Source organism: Robinsoniella sp. KNHs210, assembly GCF_000686105.1.
Lineage (GTDB): Bacteria > Bacillota > Clostridia > Lachnospirales > Lachnospiraceae > Robinsoniella > Robinsoniella peoriensis.
Genome location: NZ_JMLZ01000002.1, coordinates 3,803,121 through 3,829,731 on the forward strand (window position 1 = coordinate 3,803,121; position 26,611 = coordinate 3,829,731).

Below are 26,611 nucleotides of genomic sequence, written 5' to 3' on the forward strand. Positions count from 1 at the left end.
TTGATTGAGAAAGAGGTGGTTGCTATTAATAAGAAACAGTTATCAAAAATTTATCCCATGTGGCTGGGAGCACCGGCGGCACTGGTTTATACCATATTTTTTATTGTACCGATTATTACTGCATTTTTTTACTCCTTTACGGATTGGAACATGGACCGGATGGACAATGCCAAATTTATCGGACTGCGAAACGTGATAAATTTATTCCAGGATGAAGTATTTCTGCGTTCCCTTTGGAATACAATGCTCTTTGCACTGAGCACGACTGTATTTAAAACAGTGGTTGGGCTGCTGCTGGCACTGCTGGTGGTGCAGAAGTTTAAAGGCAACAGTATTTTCAGAACCTTGTTCTATCTGCCTTGCGTTCTCAGCTGTATGATTGTCGGGCTTTTGTTTACGGGAGTACTTAAGCAGGACGGACTGATTAATAACTTTCTGACGGCAATCGGTCAGGCGGATCTTACCAGAGACTGGCTTGGAAGCTATGGTACTGCAATGCTCTGGATTATTATTATTGAAGTATGGATGTGGGCGGGATTTACCATGTTCCTGTTTATCTCGGGGCTGCAGGCAATTCCGGGTGAGTATTATGAAAGCGCTCAGATAGACGGAGCAACAAAATGGCAGCAGTTTAAAAGGATTACGCTTCCTCTGCTGGCACCGTCTTTTACGGTTGTGGTAACCTTGAACATCACGGGGGGACTGAAAGTATTTGATCTGGTTTACTCCCTTACCGGAGGGGGACCCGGATTCGATACCCAGGTGCTGAGCACCTATACTTTCCGGGCGTTTGGAATGGGATTGCTTGGCAAATCCAGCGCATGTGCCTTAATCCTTTCATTTTTCATAGTGGGAATTACGTTTGCATTGAATAAATACTTAAGATCCAGGGAGGTGGATACCTAGTGAAAAAGAAAAAGATAGGAAAAATGGTGACAATTCTGATTTTGCTTCTCATTTCCAGCGTGTATATTATACCGATTGTTATGATGGTATTCGGTTCCTTTAAAACACAGGGAGAAGCGCTTCAAATGAATCTCAGCCTGCCAAAACAGCTGCAGTTTGAAAATTATAAGCATGTAATTGAAACCGGAGGGATTTTACGTGGGTATGCCAACAGTCTGATCATTACTGTTACGGCGGTGGCAGTGATTATTATCTTTGGCGCAATGACCGGGATTATTATCTCCAGGCGGGATGATAATAAGGGAAGAGGCCTGTATTACTATTTTGTATTCGGGCTTACCGCTACAATGCAGATGGTTACTACATATGCATTAGTGTTGAAGTTACATTTATATGGAACCTACTTCAGTGTTATTCTGGTTCTGGCTGCAGTGAACCTTCCTTTTGCCGTAATGACATTTTCAAGTTATGTAAAAGGAATTCCAAGAGAAATAGATGAAGCTGCCGTCATGGACGGATGCCATGCTTTTCAACTGATTTTTAAAATACTGCTTCCGATTATGAAACCGATAACCATTACAAACCTGATTATTGCAGCTATTGGAATATGGAATAACTTCCAGGTGCCGCTGTACCTGATGAGCAGTTCAGAACGGACAACCATACCGATGATGATTTTTAATTTCTACGGACTTTATTCCAGAGACTGGAATTATGTATTTGCAGCACTTGTGATAACAGTATTGCCCATTGTTATTTTATATCTCTGTCTGCAGAAATATATTGTGGAAGGCATGACATCGGGAGCCGTCAAAGGATAAGTGCGACACGAGGTCGCATAGATGAATGTTTGGATATGCTGAAACACTGATAAACACTGGTGATTCCAGTATATTATGAACCTCTTGTTCCGTCAAGAGTAACCTAGCAACAATGTAGGATTGGTGACAATCTTTCGTTAAGCTGTTGTGACAATGAATCCCTCTAAGTTGAGCCGTGAGGTCAAGACGTAACTGTCAGCATCGGATGGTAGGGAGCTAGGTTGTGGGATAATAAGGTTAACATATGTGAACTGTTGATAAACGCCGTGATTACGAACAAGCGCAAGATGCTGAATCGCTTGAACCAAAAGGTATGCAGTCGGTTGTTCTGCTTTATCCTCGGAACACACGGACGAAGAACTGCCGGCGGAGAGACAGAACCTAAGTCATCCTGATAAGTCATCTATGGGAAACGTGGTAAGTCCAAATCGCTCTCCTTGTAAGGAGTAGGAAGTCGTAAGATGTACCGAAGGGGGTGTGGATATGAGATGGTGGAAAAAGCGAATGCCCTGTTGTAGCGGTGGGGATAGGAGCGAATGCTCTGACACGAAAGTGTGCTGACTTTCACGTAAGGTGATTGATTACCAGAGAATCGTTGCAAGTATGCAAAATTGCAATTCTGCAATAGGGGAACTTCCCAAGGGAGGAAAGCAAATGGACACGAAAAAGGTGTGTGCACCTTCCCATCCAATGTTTAGCGGCAAGGAAATAGAGCAGCATAAAGAACGGGTGAAGAAGCTCCAGATGCGTATGGTAAAGGCGATGGAGCAACAAAGATACAACAAGGTAAGAGCACTGCAATGGTTATTGACCCATTCCTACAGTGCGAAGGTACTGGCAGTCCATAAGGTGACAACCAACAAAGGGAAGGAAACACCCGGCGTTGATGGTGTTACGTGGAAAAGCCCGGAGCAGAAAGAAAAAGCGGTAAAAAGTCTGAAACGAAAGGGATATAAAGCGAGTCCATTGCGAAGAATCTATATATCCAAAAAGAATGGGAAAAAGCGTCCGCTCGGAATACCAACGATGCAGGATAGAGCACAGCAGGCATTGTATCTGATGGCGCTCGATCCAGTAGCGGAAACGATACTGGATCACGGAACCTATGGATTTCGGAAAAAGCGCAGCACAGCCGATGCAATAGAAGCGATCTTCAAAGCAACGTCGGCAAACGCGGGTTGTGCCGAGTGGATACTGGAAGGTGACATAAGATCATGTTTTGATGAGATCAGTCATGACTGGTTACTGGAACATATCCCAACTGATAAACGGATGCTGAAGGAGTGGTTGAAAGCGGGATTCATCTTTGAAGGAAGTCTGCAAGAAACGAAAAAAGGAGCCGCGCAAGGCGGGATTATATCGCCGTGTATTGCAGGACTTGCGCTTAATGGATTAGGAAGCCGGTTGGAAAAGAAGATAAAGCCAGTGCACTACGTAAAAGGTAAGTCCGTGTATTCAAAGATACATACCATTGCGTATGCGGATGATTTTGTGGTGACGGGTAAAAGCTGTGAACTGCTGGAGGAACAAATACTACCGGAAATAAGAGGATTCTTAGAAGAACGTGGATTGGAACTGTCACTGGAAAAGACAAAGATAACCCACATCAGCAAGGGATTTGACTTTCTGGGACAGAACATCCGAAAGTATAAAAAGAAGGTATTGATAAAACCGTCAAAGGGAAACGTTAAGAACTTCTTAGAACGGATCAGAGAGGAGATTCAGAGCCACAAGATGGTAAAGCAGGAGGAGCTGATTGCAATACTGAACCCAAAGATACGTGGCTGGGCGAATTACCACCGCCATGTCGTGAGTAAGGAAACATACAGCTATGTAGACTATCAGATTTATAAGTCGATATGGAAATGGTGCAGGCGCAGACATAACAAAAAGGGAAAATGGTGGATCAGCGAGAAATACTTTCACCGGGAAGGAAACCGAAACTGGATATTTGAGGCAACAACCGGGAACGAAAAGACCGTGAGGCTGGTAAGGGCAAGTGACACAAGAATCATCCGTCACAAAAAGATACAAAAAGAAGCAAACCCATACGCCGAAGAATGGCAAAGCTATTTCGAGGAACGAGAGGGGGAGCGGATGTTTGAAGGAATGTCAGGAAGAAAAGCATTAAACAATATATGGAAAGGACAAAAGGGAAAGTGCACCTTGTGTATGGAAGGTGTAGTGGTGGAAACCGGATGGAGAACACATCGAAATGGAAAAGGAAAGACAGAGATCGTCCATCCGGAATGCCACAGGAAACTACACCCGGAATTACAATTAACGTCGTCGGTTTTAGTCCTACAAGGCTAAAGCTAACAATTGCTTGAGCGCAATACGGTGAAAATCGTACGTTGCGTTCTTAGGGGGGTGAACTCCGGCGACGGAGGAGCCTACCCGATTAGGTATTTGATGAGGTTGATGACAGATTCTGGTACTTCAAAATTTATTACAGATAAGGTATGATAAAATTGAGTATGCAAAATTACGCATCAGAGCATGTTTGAATGAATTTTGGGAGAAAAATATGAAAAAGTTAAAATACCAGACTAAATTTTTTCTGTATCATACCGTGATAATGATGTTGATCATATTAGGACTTGTGGGATATTTTTACAGAATGGTTGTAGGCGAGATGAAGGAGAAGGAAGAACAGGACTTCCGGATTATAACAGAAAAGACGGCAACGCAGCTGGACATTTTGTTTTACGATATGGACAGGGCGGCGCTTCAGATTGCGGCAAATCCGGATATTGTCAGGGTCTTTCAATCCTTGCCTGCAAAACCGGACGAGAATTATTTTACAAGCCATCCGATTACCACAGGAGAAGTGAAGAAGCTTCTGGAATCCTATAATTTTAAAAACGACGGGCATTCCAGAATCTGCCTTTATAACCGGTACGATGATTGGGTCTGCACGTCCAACCGGGCGATTACGGAGAGTGGAGTCAGACAGTTTTTTTCCGGAGAAGCATTTGAGGATGTACAGGAATATTTTCAGGAAGCGGACAGGTTTGTATTTTACAGGGAACCGGGGACGGATGTCCTGGCATCAGGAGAGGCACAGCGGACGGATTATCTGGCTGTCGTGAGGGAAATAAAGGATTACTACTCCAACAGTTCCAGATGCGGTTTTGTAGAAGTGCAGGAATCAACAGAGAAACTGGATGAGATTTTGGCTGATTTTGGTCCGGGCATTCAGGCGGAGATTTTGAACCAGGAAGGTCAAAGCATTTACCGGGCAGCAGGGGACATGGATTTGGATGGGAAGGATATCTACAGAATGGAAGTTCCACTGGAAAATGCTCCATACACTGTGAAGCTATATAAAAATCCCATAGAATTTAACAATGCGATGAATCAATTTTACCTGGTTCTGGCTGCAACAGTGGGAATTGTAATGCTGGCAGCCATCTTGCTGGAACAGATCTTAGTAAAACATCTGTCGAAACCGCTGGTGAATCTGAATCATTCTCTGAAATCTATTACCATGGACAATCTCCATGTGGCAATTGCGGATGAAGATTCTACAGATATCGTGCTTCGCCTTGAGGATTCTTTTAACTCTATGCTGAAAAAATTAAATGATAGTATGCAGAAACAGATAACAGCCAAGACAAATGAAGTGAAATCCCATTTCTTTGCGCTTCAGTCCCAAATGAATCCGCATTTTTTACATAATATGCTGGCGATTATTTCTATTGAATCCCAGATGGACGGCAATGAAAAAGTACCGGATATCTGCCGCAGGCTGGGAGAAATACTCCGGTATAATACTCAGATGGGGGATGGTTTCAGTACGATAGAGAAGGAATGTGCAATCGCAGAAGATTACATGCTGCTTATGAAAGTGAGATACGAAGAACTGTTTGAGTTCCAGATACAGGCAGAGGAAGATGCAGGATATATCTGTATTCCTAAGCTGATTGTACAGCCCCTTTGTGAAAATTGTTTCCAGCATGGGCTTAAAAATGTGAATCCGGTCTGGAAGATTTCCATACATGCCTGGACAGAAAAGGATAAATGGTATATTACCGTAAAAGATAACGGAAGCGGATTTACCGAAGAGTTCCTGGAAAAGTTCCGAGGGCAGAAAGAAGAACTGGACCGGAGTGATGTAAAATACATATTGGAAAATATAGGTATTGGAGGATTGTGCCTGCCGAATATCTATACCAGGATGAAAATTATCTATGGTGAATCTTTTGTTTTTCAGTTGTATAACAGAGAAAAAGGTGCCGTGGTATTATTGGGGGGAGAAATAAATGATAAAAGTACTTATTGCGGAAGATGAGATTCCTCTTTTAAGGGGAATTAAGAATATGATAGAAAAACTAAATCCTGAATTTTCAGTGGTTATGTGTGCCCACAATGGAAAAGAAGCAATTAAGTATTTGACCGATAATCAGGTGGATGCAATTTTTACAGATATCAATATGCCACTGGCAGACGGTATTGAAGTGATGGATTTTGCTAATCAAAAATACCCCGGGGCAGAAAAAGTCGTTATCAGCGGATACAGTGATTTTAGTTATGCACAGCAGGCAATCCGCTGCGGGGTTACGGAATACCTGTTAAAGCCTATCGTAAAAGAAGAATTAGAGAAAACTCTTAGCAATATCTCACAGAGATATTTAAGTATGCTTCAGGAAAAGCAGAAAGCGAGACTGGCTGAGGCAGTTTATACCGGGAAACCCGCGAACCCTGGGGAAAAGCTTCAGATGGTTTACTTTTGTGCTGGTCCCCTGATCCGGGACGGTATGGAGGAGAATATCGCTGAATGTGATTTCTGGCGGGGAATTGATATAGAGTCAGCTGCGGCAGACCTGCTTCCGGAAGCGTCCTGTGTATATTCTTTTGAAAAGAACCAGGCTAATGAAAAAATACTGCTGATTGTTCCGGAGAATGAAGCAGATTTAAAAGTATTTTCTAAGAAGCTGCTGGAAGAGATAAAGGGAAGAGGAATCCAGATTACTGCAGCCTTCCATGAGGGTTTGATTGAAACCCATGAAATCTCCATGATCAGCCACCAGCTGCGCAGGAAGCTTCAGGAGAATATTCTTTTTGGCGAAAGTTCAGTGGTTGAGGACGATGCAGACACCACCGGAACGGCATACCCTGCCGGAGATGATACCTTTTATTCCCTGGGTAAAGAGATGTCTGACACCAGAAAGGAAGTATTTCTGAAAGAAGCAGAGGCATTTTTTAATGCAAGGAAAATCCGCCAAAAAGAATGCCAGCAGATAATCAGCAGGATTTTGCAGAGCATGGAGGATCAGACAGTACCGTCATATGGAAGCGAGGAAGACCGGGAAGAAACCATATGGAATCTGATCCTGTATTCGTCGGATGCCAGGCAGTTATTTCTTAATTTAAGGCAGATGCTGGATGAAAAGAAGCTATACAGAAAAGCGGAGTCTTCAGAAAATCTCATGAAAAAAGTAGAGTACTACATCATAGAAAATATGGCGGAGCCTATAACCGCAGCCGTACTGGCGTCTGAATTCGGGCTTGTGGCACCGTATCTAAGCACTTTATTTAAAGAATACAGCGGTTATACACTGTCTCAGTATATTCAGAAAATACGTCTGGACCGGGCAAAAAATCTGCTAGAGATGGATGAGGAAATTCTGGCAAAGGATGTGGCGGATATGGTGGGATATCCCAATCCGCTGTATTTTTCCAAGGTATTTAAAAAGAAAATAGGTGTTTACCCATCGGAATACCGAAAAAATAAAATGGAGAGTAAGGGAGAAGGCAGCAGGTAATGAAATTTTATTTATCAGGAATTGACGGAAACAGAAAAGAAATGACAGAAATGTTCTTAACGTATCAGGGGTATGAATGTGTCGAAAAAGATATGGACATTATAATTGAATTTACAGAGGGAGATGTGCTGAAAGCCGAGTTTGACGGAAAGAAGCTGAACTTGTATGGTAAGGAAGATGTACATTTTTACCGTGCTCTGCATCTGTTTCTCCAGAGAATCAAATATGGAAATACAGAGCCATTTGTGAAGGAAGAGAAAATCTGTTTTAAAGAAACTGGTATTATGATCGACTGTTCCAGAAACGGAACAGTAAATAAGCCAATGCTGAAAGAGTTTATACGGCTCTGTGCGGCATCCGGAATGAATCAGCTTTACCTTTATATGGAGGATGTATATGAAGTTCCAGGTGATCCATATTTTGGAGCCTATCGCGGCAAATATACTTATGGGGATCTGAAAGAGCTGGATGAATACGGGAATAAGGCCGGAGTGGAATTGATTCCTGCAATTCAGACTTTGGCACATCTCCATACATACCTTCGCTGGCCGAAGACTAAAAAACTGCGGGACACAGAAGATATCCTTATGGTGGGAACGAAGGATACAGAGGAATTCGTGAGGAAAATGATACAAAGCGCATCTGGACCTTTTACGTCAAAGAAAATACACGTGGGCATGGATGAAGCAGATCTTTTAGGGCTGGGGCAGTACCTGCGCAATAATGGATTTGAGGAACGGTACGAGATTATGACAAAGCATCTTCAGATGGTGTCACAGATCTGCTTGGAAGATGGACTGGAAATGATGCTGTGGAGTGATATGTTTTTCCGCCTGAAGTCCCCGGACGGAGAATATTATGATTTGCCGGAGGATACGGATTTTGATCTTTTGAAGCCGCTGCCAAAGGATCTGACGCTGGTATACTGGGACTATTACCATCATGATAAAGGAATGTATGACAAGAATATCCGGCTTCATCGTAAGCTGACGGATAAGATACGGTTTGCAGGGGGCGGCTGGACCTGGAATGGAATTGCACCAAATTACAGTAAAGCGGAGAAAACACTGCGTGAAGGCCTGGCATCCTGCAGAGATCAGAGCATTGACAAGGTAATGTGTACCTTCTGGTTTGACAATGGTACAGAGACACCTGTACGGACTGCATTCTATTCCGCATTGTATTTTGCAGAGCTTTGTTATAGCGAAGAAATGGATACAGAACAGCTTGACCGCTGGCTTATGCAGCTGACGGGATATACTTCTGATGCCTATCATCTGCTGGATGCCTTCGACAATACCCCTGGCGTAAAGAAAGACAATGAAAATGCAGATAACCCGTCCAAATACCTGCTGTATCAGGATGTGCTTACCGGTTTGTTTGACGGCCAGATAGCAGGTCTGGGACTGGATATGGGTCAATATTACAAGAAACTGGCTGAACAGCTGGAAGATCTTCTGAATGGAAAAAGCAAAGGTTATATGGATATAGAAAATAAATACTCTATGGATATAGAAAATAAAGTTTCAATGGATGCAGTTTTCCGCTATTATAATACGCTTGCTGAAATTCTGTCACAAAAAGCGATGTCAGGGATAGAAATTCGAAAAGCATACCGCGGCGGTGACAGAGAGACGCTTGTTTTGCTGGCAGACAGGATACAAAGACTCTTGCCGATGGTATCACGCCTAAAAGCGATGAGAGAGGAATTATGGTTTTCGGAATGCAGGCCCTTTGGTTTTGAAGTATTGGATATTCGTATCGGGGGTGTCATGGTGCGCCTGGAAAGTGCAGAAAAAAGGCTGCGTAATTATCTGGAGGGCAAGGCAGACATTCTGGAGGAACTGGGGGAACCTATGATTGTGTATCAGGATGACCCGGCAGATGACAGCCATAAGATGTGTATGGGGGGATTTTGGCAGGGCATGGTTTCCGCGGGGAATATTGCAGGGATTTGAGTGTTTTCAGTAAGGTGTAAGGCCAGCGTAAGGAGTGGAATCCTGACGCTGGCTTTTTTAGTGCGTTATCTGACGCGATTCAGGGGGATAGTAGAAGAATTATAAAAAAATAATAAAATTAGCACTCGGTGGTTGACAGTGCTAATTTTTTATGTTATAACACATATATAACAAATAAAACAGTTACAACAAACCAATTACAACAACCATTTTTAAATAAGAAACCAAGGAGGTATGACTTATGTTACTTAGAAACAGAGCTTATGATTTATTTGATGAGATGTTTAAGGACGCATTTTTTAATCCGTCTTATGGAGACAGCAGAACTACCCAAGTAATGAAGACAGATATCCAGGAGAAGGAAAATCACTATCTGGTGGATATTGAACTGCCGGGCTATGCGAAAGAAGATATTAAAGCAGAATTGAAAGACGGCAATCTGACAATTACGGCGTCCAGGAATGAAAATAAGGAAGAAAAAGACGAGGCGGGAAAATATATCAGAAGAGAACGTTACAGCGGTTCCTGCAAGCGGACCTTCTATGTGGGGGATCAGGTAAGACAGGAAGATATTCAGGCTGGATTCCAGGATGGTATTTTGAGGCTCAGCATTCCAAAGGAGCCGGTTTTAAAAGATGATCAGCCAAAGCTGATTTCAATTCAGTAATCTGTCGGAGGGGATGTTTCCCTCTGTTACAGTTTATCATATAGAAACAAATAGAAACAAATAGAAACAAGTAGTATTGCGGCTGAGGCCGCCAGTCAGTTATTTTCAAGGAGGTATGACTTATGTTACTTTCAAACAGAGCTTTTGATTTATTTGATGAATTGTTCCGTGACCCGTTCTTTAGCAAACCATTTTCAGACAACACGTCCCAGATTATGAAGACTGATGTTCAGGAAAAAGATAATCACTATCTGGTTGATATGGAGCTGCCGGGATATGCGAAAGAAGATGTAAGGGCAGAGCTGAAGGATGGATATCTGACAATTATCGCGAACAAGAATGAAAACAAAGATGAAAAGGATAAGGATGGTAATTATATCCGAAGAGAACGCTTTACGGGAACCTGCAAACGATCCTTTTATGTGGGAGAAAGCGTTCGCCAGGAAGATATTCAGGCAGGATTTCAGGATGGTATTCTGCGTCTGATGATTCCCAAAGAAGCTGCGCAGAAAATTGAGGAGCAGCCGAAACTCATTACGATACAATAAAAAGTAAATACTTAGATGTGATACGGGATGTCCTGCTGAATATTCAGCGGGACATCATTTTTTTAACCATTTTTATAAAATCCAGGGCATAAAGAGGCATATAGGAGCCCTTGCGGTATGCAATGCTAAGAGTGGTACATATCCGAGGTTTACCTACAGAAAAGCAGACTGGAGCAGACTGGAAATGCATATTTTTAATATAGCTCTCCGGTGCAAAACATACGCCCAGATCCTGCAGTACCAGAAGAACTGCTGCCTGGGTATTTCTGGTATGAAGTGAAACGGTGGGGCTGATTTTGTGCTTCCGGAATAGATCAAGAGCAATTCTGCCAGTAGTCTGTTCCGGGAAATGAAGGATGAAATTATCGCTTGCAAAAAGAGCAAGATCTATATATGGATAGGGACTGTCCGGTCCGTTAACGCCCAGAGATGCAAACGGGTGACGGGGGGATACCACAAGGACAATTTCTTCCTCGCCAAGGGATTCATAAGTGAGCTTGGGATGGGGAGATGATTCATTAAATATGGCAAAATCGATCTGGTCATCCAGCAGCAGTTTCTCCTGTATAGCGTAAGTTTCTTCCAGGCAATTAATACGGATATGGGGATATTTTTGATAAAAAGCAGGAAGAATTGCAGGAATCATGCAGGAACTGCGCATCAGGGGAAAGGCAATATTCAGTTCGCCTTCATTGCATTGTGTAATATCTTTTAGTTCTTTTTCCCAATCCTGATTTAAAGCCATCATTTTTTTTGCATATGCGAGATAGCGCTTTCCCGCATGGGTGGGAATATAGCGGTTATCAACCCTGCCGAAAAGTTTACAGCCTAACTGGCGTTCCAGTTTCTGCAGGTGTTTGCTTAGTGTGGGCTGGGAAATATACAGTTCCTGTGCAGCCTTTGTAATATTCTGGTGTTTTGCAATGCATAATATATAGTCAAATTCTTTGATATTCATGGGATACCTCGTTTTTGAAAGACATAGGCAGTTATTCACTTTTGGAATAATGATTATGGTAAATAGGAATTGGACATGCTTTTATCCTTATCATACAATAGATGTAGAAAAGAAGCAAATAAAAGCACATTAAAGGAGAGAAGAAAATGAAACAGTGGTTGGAGAAACAGTTTCAGTTGTCAAAGTACCACACGAATATGAAAACAGAGTTGATTGCAGGTGTTACAACTTTTGTTACAATGGCGTATGTCTTGGCGACGGTACCGAATATGTTAAGCTCTGCGGGACTGGATAAGCATGTGATGCTCACCGCAATGGTATTGTTAATTATTTTGACAAGCGTGGCAATGGCAATTTTTACAAACCGTCCGTTTGCCCTGGCACCGGGACTTGGCAGTGTGGGAATTGTTACAGCAATGATCCAGAACGACGGAATTTCCCCGGAGATCACAGCAGGCGTTATTTTTCTGAGCGGTGTATTGTTTATATTAGTTACATTTTTGGGACTTAGAGAAGCAGTTGTGAAAGTAATACCTATGAGTCTTAAACATGCGGTAAGTGCCGGAATCGGTCTGTTTATTGCACTCTTAGGCGCAAAAAGCTGTGGGTTAATCATTGCAAATGAAAGCAAGAAAAGCCTTGCATTCGGGGATCTTGCATCTCCGGAAGTCATTGTAACTGTAATTGGATTTATTATTCTTCTGGTGATGAAGGTACGAAATATTGCAGGAGGAATGATTCTGACCATATTAATTACTACAATTGTGGGAATCCCGTTCGGGGTCACAAAGCTGCCGGGAAGTATCATATCGATGCCTGCAAATATCGGAAGCCAGTTTTTAAACATTGATATTGCCGGAGCATTAAACTTTGCTTATATTCCATTTTTAATTGCACTTTTTGTTCCGGACTTCTTCTCTACTTTTGGAACAGTACTGGGTGTTGGGGCAAAAGCCGGATATCTGGATAAGGATGGAAACCTGCCTGGAATAGACCGTTGTTTTAAAGTGGATGCAATCGCAACCAGTTTTGGAGCACTATTTGGTATGCCAAGCATGACAACCTATCTGGAATCTTCTGCAGGAGTAGAGGCGGGTGGAAAAACCGGACTTACGGTAGTAGCAACTGCAGCCTGTTTCGCCCTTGCACTATTCTTTGCGCCGGTTGCATTAATGATACCGTCAGCAGCAACCGCACCGGTATTAATATATATTGGAATCGGAATGTTAAGTGCTATGAAAAATATTAAATACGAAGAAATTACAGAAAGTATACCTGCATTTGTCTGTGTGACATTTACTATTTTTGCCAATAACATTGCAAATGGTATCTGCGCTGCAATTCCTACGTATTTTATTATGAAAATTGCATCAGGCAAGATCAGGGAAATATCCAAGGTAATGTATATTCTGGTAATTGTCTGCCTTTTATATTTTTATACCATTGTATAGGGGACATATATGGAAAATGTGGATTTAGTAATTCGTAATGCGAAAGTTTTTAACAGTTATCTGAAGTGTTTCCGGAAAGCAGATGTGTATGTTCTGGATGGAAAAATTTATTATGTTGATGTAAAAGATAATGAGAATACCATCCCATTAATTACTGCAAAAGAAGAGCTGGACGCTTCCGGCTATTATATGATTCCAGGATTGATTGACATCCATATGCATATCGAAAGTTCCATGATGACGCCTCAGACGTTTGCCGGATATGCAGGAAAGTGCGGTGTCACTACCGTGGTTTCAGAACCCCATGAAATGGCTAACATAAAGGGGTTATCGGGTATTTATGAAATGATCGCGGATGGGGAAAATGCACCGATTGATATCTTCTATGGAATACCAAGCAGTGTACCATCTACGAATGAGGAGCTGGAGACTACAGGAGGTATAATTGACTGCCGGGCAATGAAAGAATTGTATGAGAAAAAAGAGGTAGTCTGCGTCGGTGAAATTATGAACTACAGGCAGATCATTCGGGAAAATGATCTGGAAATTACAAAATTTTTAAACTACCTTCATGAAGTTGATCCGAATTTTGTTATAGAAGGCCATTGTCCATCACTTACGGGATTAGACCTGGCAAAATTTCTTTATCTTGGCATTGACGGAGATCATACGGAGCATACGCTGGAAGAAATACGCCAGAGATTCGAAAATGGAATGTTTGTGGAATTGCAGGAGAAGATGTTAAGGCCGGAGATTCTGGATTATATCAGGGAAAACAGGCTATATGAACATTGCGGATTTGTAACAGATGATACTATGGCGGACAAGCTGTATGAAGAAGGGCAGCTAAATAAGGTGATTGAGGAAGCAATCCGTATGGGCTTTCCCACAGAAGAAGCAATCTACTGCGGTACATATACCAATGCAAGACGCATGAATCTGAGAGACAGAGGGGTGATAGCACCTGGAAAAACAGCAGATTTTGCCCTGATTACCGGATTTCACAGTTTAGAACCGGATTATGTATATAAAGACGGACAGCTAATTGCATCCAAGGATCAGGAAAATGAAAATCATCCCGGAAAAGAACTGACTTCAGAGAACCGCCATTTTTTCCCGGAGGATTATTATCACAGCGTTCATATACCAGTACTTAGACCGGAAGATTTTTGGATTTGTGCGAAACAGGAATCCGGAAATGTGTCTGTCAGAGTAATTGAAGTTTCAAACGGAAGAACGCAGACCAGTGAAAAAATTGTATCCATGCCTGTCAAAGATTATAAAATCTGTTGGGAAGGAACCGGATGCCTCCTGGCAATGGTAGTGGAGCGGTACGGTAAAAATCAAAATATCGGTTATGGCTTTGTTACAGGGGATTGTCTGAAAGAGGGAGCAGCGGCAACAACCTATTTCCATGATCATCATAACTTATTTGTAGTTGGAGAAAATGTTGGGGATATGCAGGCTGCTGTGGAGAGAATCCAGTCGCTGCAGGGAGGGATTCTGACCGTTTATCAGGGAGAAATCAAAGCAGAGCTGCCGCTGCCGGTGGCGGGAATTCTATCGGATCAGCCAATTGAAGAAATCGGACCGGCTCTTAAGAAAGTACGCAACAGCCTGTTTCAGCTGGGTTATCGCCACTATAATCCGGTAATGTCCCTCTGCACATTGGGACTTCCCGTGAGCCCGGCACTGAAACTGACAGACAGAGGGCTGGTGGATGTTATAAAGGGAGAGATTGTAGATCTGGTGTGCAGTTAAAAAACAGGGATCAAAGAGTAGAAAGTGAATAGAGAAGTAAAAAAGTACTCACAGTGAAGGTCTGGTGGATCTTTTCCGTGAGTATTTTTATATGTTCTAAGAGCATGGGAGACTGGGGACAGGACGAGCTGAGCTGGCTAAATATTAATGCGAAATAAAATAACTTTAAATAATTAGTTACATATTAATAATACATAAAAATTGATCTGCTGGAAAATAAAGTTTTGCCAAGAGTATCAAGTATGGAAGAGCATTGAAAACCGGAAGGGGCACGGAATAATAAAAAATGCATATGATTCTATATAACGAATATTATATGGGTGGTGACTTTGTTTTATGCATTTTTTATCTGCATTTTTATTTGCAATTTCCGCTAATCTGGATAATCTGACGATTGGCGTTGCATATGGTATAAAGCGTATTAAGATTGAACCGGAAAGTAATCTGGTAATAGCGTGTATCACTGCGATTGGTACATTTTTGTCCATGTCTCTGGGCTCGCTGTTTACAGAAATAATAAGCACAGAGACAGCGAATCTGATTGGATCATCTATTCTGGTTTTTGTGGGTGGGCTGTTTATAGCTGAATTTGTCTGGAAAGAGTTGATTTTGAAACGGGTTAAAGCTGAGGCAGAAGAAAAAAAGGAAAAGGATAAGACGTGGCTGAAGAAGAGCATGGAAGAAGGGGATAAGGACGGATCCGGCAATATTGATATGCGCGAGGCAGTTACATTGGCGTTTGCGCTGACAGTAAATAATATAGGGCTTGGAATCGCAGGGAGCATTACCGGACTATCCGTATTCTGGACGTCAGTGTTTACCCTTTTAGTCAGCTATATTTTTATATCTGCAGGGCAGCGTTTTGGCAGGGGATGCTTGTCGAGATTATTTGGTAAATATGCAACGGTTGTCTCTGGTCTGATTATTTTTGGTATGGGTTTATATGAAATGTTTGTCTAGAGCGTGTTTGAAAATTGGTTTCTGGCAGCTGTGCGTGACACTTTGTGGGAATTTGACCCGTATGAAGGACGTGTAGCGGGCTACGTAACCTGAATTTGGGGCAAATATGCCGCAAAGTGGGGCATGCAGATGGGGAAAGTGTACGGAAAGATGGGGAGTGCGGTAAGCCGGCGAAGCCTCAATGCTATACTGGTACAGCATTGCACAAATAACTGTGAATATAGCATCCGACTCTTTCCGAACACAACCTCCATCTGAAAAGCGTCCCTTCCCCGACAAAATCTAAACTAATATCCTGCTTTTCATTTTTTCTAAATATCTGAAAGCCCCCGGGCAATGTCCGGAAAATCTGTTATGATCGCTTCAACTCCCAGTTTTATTAATTTTTCCATGTGCTCTTTTGTATTGACTGTCCACACGTGCAGAGGAAGATTGTATTTCTTACAGTCCTGCAGAAAATCAGGATACTGAAGAAGATAGATTGCAGGGTGCAAGGCATTAACCCCTATACTGTTTCCGTAGGCAGGAACATTTATCCAGCCGTCTTCATAGAGAAGTCCGGTTCTTATAGATGAATCCAGTTCTTTTAAATGTTTTAAGGTATAGTGATTAAAGGAGGAGTAAATAATCCGCTCTTCCATCTGCATCTCCCGGGCAAGATTCAATGCTTTTTTCTCTATTCCGTGATAAAAACAGATGCTGGTTTTAAGTTCAACATTAACGGTTAGGCCTGTGGGCTGAATCAATTCATACACTTCTTTTAAGGTGGGAATACATGTATTTGTAAATTCGGGATGAGTCCTGTTAAAACGTAATTGTTTTAGTTCCTTAAGGGTATAGTCTTTAATCCAACCAGCTTTACCAGTGACACGATCAATCTTTTCATCATGAGCAACGACGATTTCCCCGTCTTTTGTCAGTTGTATATCTAGTTCAATACCATCTGCATTCTGGTGTATTGCAAGTTCAAATGCTTCCAGTGTATTTTCAGGCGCATAGCCGGAAGCGCCTCGATGCGCCCAAATCTTTGTTTTCATAATACAACCTCACTAATTCACTAATATATTTTAGTTTTTCTATACTTCTGTGTATGAATGCTTTGGTTCATTATAGTACTCTTTGGGATGAGATACAATTATATTTTGTGGGCTGTTAATAAATAATGCCTCCTGTACTTCGACTGAACAGAGTCCTGCCCGATGGTGCTGATGCAGGTAGTCTTGCTTATCTGTTCATATACTAATGTTCTGGGGCGTCCGGTACAGAAGCAGAACAGATGATAACTTGCCCAGATCATTAGAACCGGAACGAAAATCAGGTAAAGTGATCCAAAACGGAATATGCACTGCTGCAGTGTAAGTGCTTTTTCACCATCGTTTGAAGTAACCCTGATTCGCAGCAGCCATTTTCCCGGAGTGTAACCATTTGTGAGGTAGGTACACACCACAAAGTAAAATACAGGCAGCAAGAAGCAGGAAGCAAACTGGATCAGGAATAAGAACGGAGGGATAAATGTTGTCAGGATTACGGTCGGTACACCAATAAAAGCCAGGATAACCCAGTCCAGGGTAAATGCAGCAAGCCTTCTGCAAAAAGAGACGTGTAACCCCTTTTCATATGCAATTTTATCCAAACGTTCTCTGCTTGGCAGTAATTTCATAAAGATAGCTGATGAAATATAACCAAGCATTCCACCACTGGTGTTCAGCATCAGGTCATCTACATCGAACAGACGGTATCCGCGGGGATATATTCCATATAATCCGCTTAACTGTGTAAGTTCAAAGAACAGGCTCAGGGAAAAGCTGACCAATAATACTTTTTTCCAGCTGCATCGGAAATAATACCGCAGGTAGATACCGAGAGGCAAAAACAGCAGTATGTTAAAGATGACCTGCAAGAAGCAGTTTTGTGTCAGTGCACTTATCCAGGTTCCCGGTGAAGAGATTCGAAAAGTTGTTTCTCTTAAGAAGTCTCGTACAAACTGGAATGGAACCAGCTGAGTCTGAGGTCCTGTGTAGCCTGCCACCTCACTAATAGAGGGGAGCGGAAGTATTACAAGGAAATACATGCATAGCAGGTACAGAACAAAGGAATACGTGATAACGGATCGAAATAGCGGTATGGAACCGTATCTGCGGTATTGATAAATCATGTATGGAAATGTAAATATAACAGCCAGCAGCGGAAAAACTGCGATGGCTTCTTTAATTGGGATCAGGTATATATTCATAATATAGCACCACCTTTCATGGCTTAATGATACCAAAATGAATCAAGGTCTGCCATAATTGCAGCTTACATTTTAGGAATATAGCTTACAATTTTGTAAGTCAGAGATTTTTTGCCTTTACCATCAGACATTATTAATAGAAAGAATAGGTACTTAAAATAAAGAAATGATAAAAAAGTGAAAAATACAAACAAAATATTGTAAAGAGAAACCGGAGTTTGTATGCTATGATTTTCTATAAATATTAAAATTCCGGAAGGGTCTGGATGCATCTGGGTTCCCTGGGAAAAAAGAACGGAGGATTGTTATGAAGAGGAAGAAGAGGTTTGCCAGAGGAGTTAGTTTTATGCTGTCTATGGCATTGGTGTTAAACACAATTGTGATGCCCGTATCAGCAGCGGGACAAAACGCAGCAGCGCAGGTGACTGCCGACGGACAGGTGCAGGAGACGAATGATAAGCAGCAGGGATATGGAGAAGCAGACCGAAATGAGCGCAGCGTTGTGATAAGGGCAGAAGAGAAGAAAGAAAACCGTGTAACAGAAGACGGGATAGATCAAAAAGCGGAGACAGCACCAGGATCTGAAACAGATTCGGAAGCAGTGACAGATTCGGAAACAGTGACAGATTCGGAAGCAGTGACAAATTCGAAAGCAGTGACAGATTCGGAAGCGGTGACAGATTCGGATGTAGAGACAGCTTCGGATGCAGAGATAGCTCCAGGATCTGAAATAGATTGGGAAACAGAGATAGATTCACCTACGGAGATAACTTCAGATACAGAGCCAGAATCAACCGACGGACAGGCAGCCACATCTGAAAGAAAAAAGGATACGGAAGCGGTAATACAATCAGAGGACGGGTCTGCTTTCGTACAGGAGCCTGAATACGTGTCTGATGTAAATACGGTAAAAGCGCTGGAGGACTTGGAACCGGGGCTGTTTGGCGAGATTTTTAATACCGAGGGATACCGTGGGGGTCCAATTGAACTTTTTAATTTTGAAAATAAAACAGGAGAACAGATTTTTCCTACCTTAAACGGACAGAACTTAAGGCCCATTTTTGACAAATATAATGGGAATAAGGGAGATGAGCAATTTGCTACGGCAAGATTCACCGGAAAGCTGAACGTAGAAAAAGCCGGGGATTATAAGTTCTACGGCTGGGGAGATGACGGATTCCGTATATGGATCGACGGAAAACTGGTCATCGATTTCTGGGTACAGGAATGGGAAAAGGAACAGACAAGTAAAGCAGTTGCCTTAAGTAGCGGACTGCATGATATCAAGATTGAATACTTACAGGGATGGGGCGGCGCCGTATTGAAGCTTTCATGGGAGTCTGTAAATGCGGGTATAGCCAAGGAAGTGATTCCTGAAAAAGCTTATTATCATGCAAAAGCTCCCGCTGATGCGGGCTTAACAGCCCAGATCTATAAGGTAAGCGGAACACCTTCCAGTATTACGTCCTTTGGATTTGCAGGGGAACCGGTAAATCAGGTTTTACCAAACCTGGATGGGCGGGAAGGTTTAAAAGATGCAATTGAGCTAAGTAATGGAAGCAGTGAATATGCAACGGCTATTATCCACGGGTATATTACGCCTCAGGAGAGCGGTGACTATGAATTTGTAATGAACGGGGATGATGCTTTTCGTTTCTGGATGAATGACCAGTTGACGATTAATTCCTGGAAACTTCATTCCGACCAGACCAAGGTCAGTCAGCCAGTACATATGGAAAAAGGATTTCTTTACAAAATCCGTATTAATTATGCCCAGGCAGATGGAGATGCCAATTTGAATTTATCCTGGAAAAAGGATGGCGGACAGGCACAGGTTGTTCCGGCTGAGTGTTTTCGGCAGGCTGCAAAGGCAATCCAGGGAGAAACTGCAGCAGAAGACCAGCATGGACTTCTGGCTGAGGTGTATGGTGATATCTTCCTGGAAGAAAAAAAAGGTGAAGTAATTGCACCCGTACTTGACAAGACACTTTCCATTAAAAAAATATTATCCCAGTATAACGGTTCGGAAGAATATGGTTCTTTCCGTTTTACCGGACAGGTAAACGCAGAAGAAGCAGGTGATTATACCTTTTATCTGATAGGAGATGATGGTTTCCGCCTTTGGGTAAATGATGAGCTGGCGATTGATTTCTGGGAATCCAAATGGGATAAGCAACAGGAAAGCCAGCCAATTCATCTAAATGAAGGAAGAAATGACATTCGTATTGAATACTTCCAGGGTTATGGCGGAGCTTATATTATGCTGGAATGGCTGAAACCCGGAGCAGAGGAAAAAGAGGTCGTTCCAACGGAAAGTCTTTATCCGGCAAGTACAAAAAAAGGATTAATCGGAGAAATCTATCAGGAAAAAGGCGGTAATCAGGAAAAACTGGCTGAGGTAATGGCAAATGAGGTATCAACAGAGCAGTTTTCGGTAAATTCCCTGGTCAGCTATTACGAGGGAAATGAGAACGCGCCGGCAAATGTAGAATTAAACGGTAAAATTAAACCAGATGTATCCGGAACCTATGAATTGGCATTTGGATCTTCCGGTAACTATCAGGTGTATCTGAATGATGAAAAAATTATTTCTCAAAATGCGGGAAATGTGTATAAAGAAACCCAAAGCCAAAAAGTAGAACTGGAAAAGGGAATTTATTATAATCTTACGATTATAGCAGAGAATCTGAATCTTAAGGAAGATATGAATTTATCCTGGACACGGGATGGGGTAAAATCGGTGATTGGAGAAGATCAGTTGTATGCCCCGGAAGCAATGTGGTATGAAAGCGTTATGGCGAGAGAAAAATTATATGTGGGTCTCACAGAGGCAGTGAATCTTCGCAAAAATACGAAGGTAGGATCTGGTGAGGGTCAGATTGCGAAAGAGTATATGGATAAGTTCTCTGCAGTTGTAGATGAAGTAGCAGCAGATGCAAAAGACTTTGATATCATCGCATCTGTTCTGAAAGAAGATTCCAATAAGATCACCGATGCGGTGGCAGAATTTAAATTAAATGTAATTCGTGCACAAAAAGGGGAAGCATTAACCCAGTTCAATAATGCACTCTATCAGGGACAGGATCCATTTATCAGCTATCATGACGGATATTATTACTTTGTTTCGTCCAGTAACGATCCATCCCACAATAAAATGTATGTATCAAAATCAAAATCGCTGCTGGATCAGGGAGAAAAAGTAAGGATTTTTGATTTTAATGATTCAAAATCCAGGATCTTTGCTCCGGAAATGTTCTTCATTGACGGTAAATGGTATATTTATTACTGTGCAGATGCAAAAGAATATAACTGGAGGCATATGGCATGTGTTATGGAATCTGTTACTGATGATCCCCAGGGAGACTGGATTGACAGAGGCGTATTGTATACGGGAATGGAAATAAATAACCCCAATGAGTTTGCACAGGGAAATGATTTTACCGTTTTCCAGTACCGCGGACAGTTATATGCCTGCTGGGGAAGCATGGAAAGCGGCGTAGAGTCACCAGCCATTGCCAGAATGGAATCACCCATTAAGATTACGGAGGAAAGAAGTTTTCTGCCTGGCTTCGGAGGTGAAGGCCCCAGAGCAGTTGTGAATGGGGAGCATCTGTTTATGACTGTTTCCCAGGGAAGCTTTAAGACAGCAGGATATCACATGGGTATGTATGTATTTGATACGACAAAGGAGGATGTGTTAAATCCGGATAACTGGACCTATAAAGAAGGCGTATTCGAGGGATCGAAAGATGTCTATGGACCAGCCAGAGCTTCATTCTTTCAGTCAGCTGATGGGACAGAGGACTGGATGGCATTCCATTCAAAAGTGTATCCGTCAAATAATAATGCATGGAGACAGGTCAGTATTAAGAAATTCACATGGAATGAAGATGGATCACCGAACTTTGGCAGGCCCGTATCGCCATATGAATTTACAGCACTGCCATCCGGCGATCCGGGTCTGGGACTTGCATATCAGGCAGAAGACGGAGATTTGTCAGGCGGTGCCCAAAAAGGATATAAAGGGAAAGGATTCCAGGGAACCGGATATGGTAAATTCACAGACAAGAATGGAGAAAAAATAACGTTTAAGGTAAACGTACAGGAAGATGGCGACTATTTTATCAGAGCTCGTTATGCGAATGGAGTTAAGGCTCCGATCAGTAGTACGGACAACCGCGGAGAATGGGAAGCAAATATACCGGATATTACACCAAAGGCGGGAACCTTGAATCTCTATGTAAATAATGCAGGTCAAAAAAGTGTCACGGTTCCCTTTGACAAAACAGAAACGGACTGGCAGCACTGGATGACTGTCTGCAGCCGCGTTACCCTGAAAAAAGGTGATAACACCATATCTTACGTAAAAGATGCAGAGAACAGTGGAAATGTATATATTGATTATATAACTGTGCAGGAAGCTCATGAACAGCCGGCACCTCAGACTGTTAAGACAGGGGCTGAGCTGGATGCTTTGATCGCTGATGTGGAGGGGCTTTTGGAAGCGGAATATTCTATTGAGACCTGGAGAATCTTTTATGGAGCGCTGTTAAGTGCAAAAGCCGTTAATAAAGATGCAGTGCAGGCTGTTTCAAACCGTTATTTATCATTAGAATCGGCAGCAAAGGATTTATCTGCTTATGTTCGTTTTTATGTGGATAAAAACGTAAGCGTAAGCGGCGATGTAAAAGATGATATGTTCCGAATTAGTTCCGAGGTCACGGTACAGGCAATCGATATTCCGGGTAAAACTTTTAGTAATTGGGAAGTATCCGGTCTGGAACTGACGGATGACCAGAAAGAATCCAGAGAATTTACATTTACGGTTCCAAGAGGCAGGGGAAGTATCGTTCCGGTCTATGAGGAAAATGCGTATTATAAGGTTACAACAGGAGCAAATGTAACAATTGAAAATGCTTCTTCAAACGGTACCTGTCAGGCAGGAACTACGGTTAAGGCAACGGTGGCCATACCACAGGGCAAAGAGTTCACCGGTTGGGAAGTCAAAGGAATCATGTTAACAGAGGCAGAAAAAAGAGCACTGTCCATTACTTTCGTGATGCCTGAGAATGAAGTTGTATTAAATGCAGGATTTAAAAATATAGTAGTTCCGGAAAAACCGAAATACCAGTTGAAGGCAGGAGCCGGGATTACCATAATAAATGCAGCAAAAGACCAGATGTATCCGGCAGGAACCAGAATTCAGGCATCGGTGTCTGTTCCTTCCGGCAAGGTATTTGCACAGTGGAAGGCAGCCGGAATTACACTGACAGCAGAACAGCAAAAGTCACAGACGATTACATTCCTGATGCCGGCACAAAGTGTAACTCTGGAAGCAATATTTGATATCCAGAAAAAGAAACAGACGATTACAGCTAAAGACTTTAAGAAAACAGATGGAGATAAGAGCTTCTATATTAAGGCAAAGGCATCCGGAAAAGGTAAGTTATCTTATAAGTCCGATCATACGAAGGTTGTAAAAGTGGACAGCAAGGGTAAAGTGACAATCAAGGGTACCGGTAAGGCACAGATTACCATAACGGCAGCAGGCAATGCCAATTATGATTCTGCAGTCAGAAGAATTACCGTTTCGGTTGCCCCAAAGAAAACTACTGATGTGAAAGCAATATCAAAGAAAACTAAAACTTTGAAACTGTCATGGAAGCGTACAAGTGGTGCAAGTGGATACCTGATCACATACTCAGCGGATAAAAAATTCAAAAAGGGAGTCAAAAAGATTGTAATCAGTTCCGGGAAAACAACATCCAGAACCCTTAAGAATCTCAAGGCTAAGAAGGTCTGCTACGTAAAAATCAGGGCATTTAAAACGTCAGGCAAATCAAAGGTCTATGGAAAATACAGCAGGACTGTATCCGTGTTGGTTAAGAAATAAATATTAAGATAAAAACGATAACAATAATGAATATAAAATACCACGCTTTTTTCCGGCGTGGTATTTTTATAAATTAGTGCTAAAATTTTGCATAGTCAAAGGATGATTTTTCCATTATAATGTATTTTATCATCGGGGGATTATCGTCTCATTTGATGAAGAGGGGGAAATGAATTTATAAACACGTTCTAAATTATGGGAGGAAGAAAAAGATGAATTGCAAAGCTATGGTAGCAGATGATGAGTACATAATCCGGAGGGGGATTATCAGTTTTTTACGGAAATATGAAGAAATTGAAGTCGTAGCAGAAGCAGAAGATGGAGAAATGGCATTGGAAATTGCCCAGGAAGAGGACATTGATATTTTCTTTGTAGATATTAACATGCCTTTTTTAAGCGGGCTGCAGTTTATTGAAAAATTAAAGAATTTACAGCCCCAGGCAATCATTGTTGTTATCACCGGATATGATGATTTTGAATTTGCAAGGACGGCACTCCGGCTCGGAGTCTTTGAGTACATTTTAAAACCATTGATGGAAGAACCTTTTGACAATATGATTCAGGAGGTATTAAAGGAAGTACAGCAGCAAAATAAGGAAGATAAATATCTGAAGTGGGCAAAGATGACTTTACAGCAGAACAAAATACATCTGGTGGATGCCTTTTTAAAGAACTGGCTGGAAGGGAGACTTGCAGAGGAAGAAATCGAGGAACGGATGCAGTATCTGGACATTTGTATTCCAAAACAATATGCAGTTACCATTATTCATCTGGAACAGGCGGTGGATAAAGATCTGGGTGAAAACTGGGATGATGACCTGTTATCCTATGCTGTTCAGAATATCAGTAATGAAATTTTTAATGACCTGAAAAATGTCTCTTCCTGCCAGGTAGAAAATGGTGATCTGGTGGTGATCTCAAAAGATATGGGAGCAGAAGAGCTTAGACGCAAGCAGTTAAAATGTATGGAAAGCATCGAGGGATGTCTTCCGTTAAAAGTAGTTTCTGTTCAGGAGACAGGAGAAGGATATGAGAATCTGGTTGCGGTATACAACCGGGCAGCAGAGCAGATGGAATCAGTAAAGGGCGGTTCCAGCGTAATTAAAATTGTGAAACAATACATAGAAGATAATTATAACAGAGAAGAATTGACGCTGCAGGATGTGGCGGATTATACGTATCTTTCGCCTCAGCATTTAAGCAGGATTTTTCGAAAAGAGATGGGAATCACCTTTATTGATTATCTTACAAAAGTGCGTATCCGAAAAGCAATCGACCTGCTTTTTGAAGAAGATCTGAAAATGTATGAAATAGCGGAGAAGGTAGGATATACCACTCAGCATTATTTCAGCAATGTATTTAAAAAGATTACCGGAGTAAGTCCGGCTGAGTACCGTAAGAGTGCACAAAAAAGATAAGGAATGAAAATTACACAGGGATATTTATTTAGCATCCATGAGTTGATTGGCAAATGGATGCTAAAATTTTGCAATTTTATAAAGGAAAATTGCAAAGACCTGAAGACATAAATAGAATATAATAAGTTCATAGCAAGGGAAGAACCCAAAGAAAACGGAGGATATTAAAATGAAAAAAAAGCTTGTTAGTGTATTATTATGTGTCAGTATGGTAGCTGCTATGGCAGCCGGATGTGGTTCCAGCAGTACAGGAACAACAGAAGCAAAGACAACGGAGGCAAAGACAACAGAGGCAGCGAAGACAGAAGCTCCTGCAACAGAAGCACAGGAAACGGTAAAGGGTTCTGAAGTTGCAGGTGATGAAGCAAAAGATGACAGTGCAGGCGGTGATAAACTGGTAGTTGGTTTTGCCCAGATCGGACAGGAATCCGGATGGCGTGATGCTGAGACAGCTTCGATTCAATTCTATGCAGGACAAAACGTGGATACAATTGACCTGAAATTTGCAGATGCTCAGCAGAAACAGGAGAACCAGATTAAAGCAATTAAGTCTTTTATTGAAATGGGCGTAGATGTTATCGGACTTGCTCCGGTAGTAGAAACCGGATGGGACGCAGTATTTACAGAGGCTCAGGAAGCTGGAATCCCAATTGTACTGGTGGATAGAAAAGCAGATGTAGATGAAAGCTTATATTCAACTTTCATCGGATCAGATTTCATCGAAGAAGGTAAAAATGCAGCAATCGAAATGGGCAAATTATTAGAAGAAAAAGGAAAAATTGTTGAGTTAGAGGGAACCGTAGGTGCTTCCGCAGCAAATGACCGTAAAACAGGATTTGATGAAGAAATCAAAGCAAATCATCCGGATATTGAAATTCTGGAGTCCCAGACAGGTGACTTCACAAGAGCAAAAGGGAAAGAAGTTATGGAATCTTTCTTAAAGACTTATGGCGAAGAAATCAAAGGTGTATATGCACATAACGATGATATGATGCTTGGCGCAATCGAAGCAATTAAAGAAGCTGGATTTAAACCGGGTGAAGACATTAAGACAGTGTCAGTAGATGGCGTTAAAGGCATTTTTGAAGCTATGGCAGCAGGAGAAGCAAACGTTACTGTAGAATGTAATCCATTACTTGGTGAACAGTTCTTCAATACATGCCAGAAATTAAAAGATGGTGAAACAGTTGAAAAATGGGTTAAATCTGAAGAAGGTATCTATCGTCAGGATACGGCGGCAGCAGATTTACCAAATCGCCAATACTAAAA

Annotated in this window: 18 protein-coding genes; 14 read left to right on the forward strand and 4 right to left on the reverse strand. The window is 41.9% G+C overall.

The genetic code is table 11. The features are described 5' to 3' along the window. The 8 genes from CD03_RS0123135 (at position 1) to CD03_RS0123170 (ending at position 10,668) form a co-directional block, all read left to right on the forward strand. Entirely contained in the window at positions 1–906 is a 906-nt protein-coding gene (locus CD03_RS0123135; RefSeq protein WP_330377347.1) for a carbohydrate ABC transporter permease, read from the forward strand. Beyond that, on the forward strand, positions 906–1,727 hold the full coding sequence (locus tag CD03_RS0123140; protein WP_027295661.1) for a carbohydrate ABC transporter permease: 822 nt from the start codon (positions 906–908) through the stop codon (positions 1,725–1,727). The genes CD03_RS0123135 and CD03_RS0123140 overlap by 1 nt, the downstream gene beginning before the upstream one ends. Before the next feature lie 654 nt (positions 1,728–2,381). Next, positions 2,382–4,040, forward strand: coding sequence for a group II intron reverse transcriptase/maturase (gene ltrA / locus CD03_RS0123145; RefSeq protein ID WP_027295662.1), 1,659 nt, complete (start codon positions 2,382–2,384; stop codon positions 4,038–4,040). Between the two features lie 214 nt (positions 4,041–4,254). Continuing rightward, positions 4,255–6,021 carry a histidine kinase gene (locus CD03_RS0123150; protein WP_044289612.1) on the forward strand — a complete coding sequence of 589 codons (1,767 nt, stop codon included), beginning with the start codon at positions 4,255–4,257 and terminating at the stop codon, positions 6,019–6,021. Continuing rightward, the gene (locus CD03_RS0123155) at positions 5,993–7,495 is read left to right on the forward strand and encodes a response regulator (RefSeq protein ID WP_027295664.1); all 1,503 of its coding nucleotides are present in this window, start codon (positions 5,993–5,995) and stop codon (positions 7,493–7,495) included. Before CD03_RS0123150 ends, CD03_RS0123155 begins: the two co-directional genes overlap by 29 nt. Then, on the forward strand, positions 7,495–9,453 hold the full coding sequence (locus CD03_RS34520; RefSeq protein WP_052377935.1) for a beta-N-acetylhexosaminidase: 1,959 nt from the start codon (positions 7,495–7,497) through the stop codon (positions 9,451–9,453). Before CD03_RS0123155 ends, CD03_RS34520 begins: the two co-directional genes overlap by 1 nt. Positions 9,454–9,694: 241 nt before the next feature. Next, positions 9,695–10,120 carry an Hsp20/alpha crystallin family protein gene (locus tag CD03_RS0123165; RefSeq protein WP_027295665.1) on the forward strand — a complete coding sequence of 142 codons (426 nt, stop codon included), beginning with the start codon at positions 9,695–9,697 and terminating at the stop codon, positions 10,118–10,120. 122 nt (positions 10,121–10,242) lie between these two features. Further along, positions 10,243–10,668 carry an Hsp20/alpha crystallin family protein gene (locus tag CD03_RS0123170; protein WP_027295666.1) on the forward strand — a complete coding sequence of 142 codons (426 nt, stop codon included), beginning with the start codon at positions 10,243–10,245 and terminating at the stop codon, positions 10,666–10,668. 43 nt (positions 10,669–10,711) lie between these two features. Here CD03_RS0123170 and CD03_RS0123175 read toward each other — a convergent pair whose 3' ends face one another. Next, the gene (locus tag CD03_RS0123175; RefSeq protein WP_027295667.1) at positions 10,712–11,626 is read right to left on the reverse strand and encodes a LysR family transcriptional regulator; all 915 of its coding nucleotides are present in this window, start codon (positions 11,624–11,626) and stop codon (positions 10,712–10,714) included. A 146-nt stretch (positions 11,627–11,772) separates the two neighbouring features. On the opposite strand from CD03_RS0123175, the gene CD03_RS0123180 reads away from it, so the two are divergent. The 3 genes from CD03_RS0123180 to CD03_RS0123190 all read left to right on the forward strand — a co-directional run bounded on the left by CD03_RS0123180 (position 11,773) and on the right by CD03_RS0123190 (position 15,798). Further along, the gene (locus CD03_RS0123180) at positions 11,773–13,077 is read left to right on the forward strand and encodes an NCS2 family permease (RefSeq protein WP_044289613.1); all 1,305 of its coding nucleotides are present in this window, start codon (positions 11,773–11,775) and stop codon (positions 13,075–13,077) included. 9 nt (positions 13,078–13,086) lie between these two features. Then, entirely contained in the window at positions 13,087–14,838 is a 1,752-nt protein-coding gene (locus tag CD03_RS0123185) for an adenine deaminase C-terminal domain-containing protein (RefSeq protein ID WP_027295669.1), read from the forward strand. Between the two features lie 336 nt (positions 14,839–15,174). Next, positions 15,175–15,798, forward strand: a complete 624-nt coding sequence (locus CD03_RS0123190; protein WP_027295670.1) for a manganese efflux pump — start codon at positions 15,175–15,177, stop codon at positions 15,796–15,798. On the opposite strand, the gene CD03_RS39620 is transcribed toward CD03_RS0123190, so the two are convergent. From CD03_RS39620 to CD03_RS34525, 3 genes are all read right to left on the reverse strand, one after another. Beyond that, entirely contained in the window at positions 15,778–15,999 is a 222-nt protein-coding gene (locus tag CD03_RS39620; protein ID WP_334291682.1) for a DUF6783 domain-containing protein, read from the reverse strand. The genes CD03_RS0123190 and CD03_RS39620 overlap by 21 nt on opposite strands. Positions 16,000–16,109: 110 nt before the next feature. Continuing rightward, on the reverse strand, positions 16,110–16,835 hold the full coding sequence (locus tag CD03_RS0123195; protein WP_027295671.1) for a glycerophosphodiester phosphodiesterase: 726 nt from the start codon (positions 16,833–16,835) through the stop codon (positions 16,110–16,112). 98 nt (positions 16,836–16,933) lie between these two features. Further along, positions 16,934–18,031 (reverse strand): VanZ family protein, encoded by a 1,098-nt coding sequence (locus CD03_RS34525; protein ID WP_052377936.1) that lies wholly within the window; start codon positions 18,029–18,031, stop codon positions 16,934–16,936. A gap of 307 nt (positions 18,032–18,338) precedes the next feature. Here CD03_RS34525 and CD03_RS0123205 point away from each other — a divergent pair, with 307 nt between their 5' ends. The 3 genes from CD03_RS0123205 to CD03_RS0123215 all read left to right on the forward strand — a co-directional run bounded on the left by CD03_RS0123205 (position 18,339) and on the right by CD03_RS0123215 (position 26,609). After that, a complete protein-coding gene (locus CD03_RS0123205) occupies positions 18,339–23,924 on the forward strand; it encodes a PA14 domain-containing protein (protein ID WP_081820352.1) in 5,586 nt (1,861 codons plus the stop codon). A gap of 212 nt (positions 23,925–24,136) precedes the next feature. Beyond that, a complete protein-coding gene (locus tag CD03_RS0123210) occupies positions 24,137–25,342 on the forward strand; it encodes a response regulator transcription factor (protein WP_027295673.1) in 1,206 nt (401 codons plus the stop codon). 169 nt (positions 25,343–25,511) lie between these two features. Beyond that, positions 25,512–26,609, forward strand: coding sequence for an ABC transporter substrate-binding protein (locus tag CD03_RS0123215; protein ID WP_027295674.1), 1,098 nt, complete (start codon positions 25,512–25,514; stop codon positions 26,607–26,609). Positions 26,610–26,611: the final 2 nt, after the last annotated feature.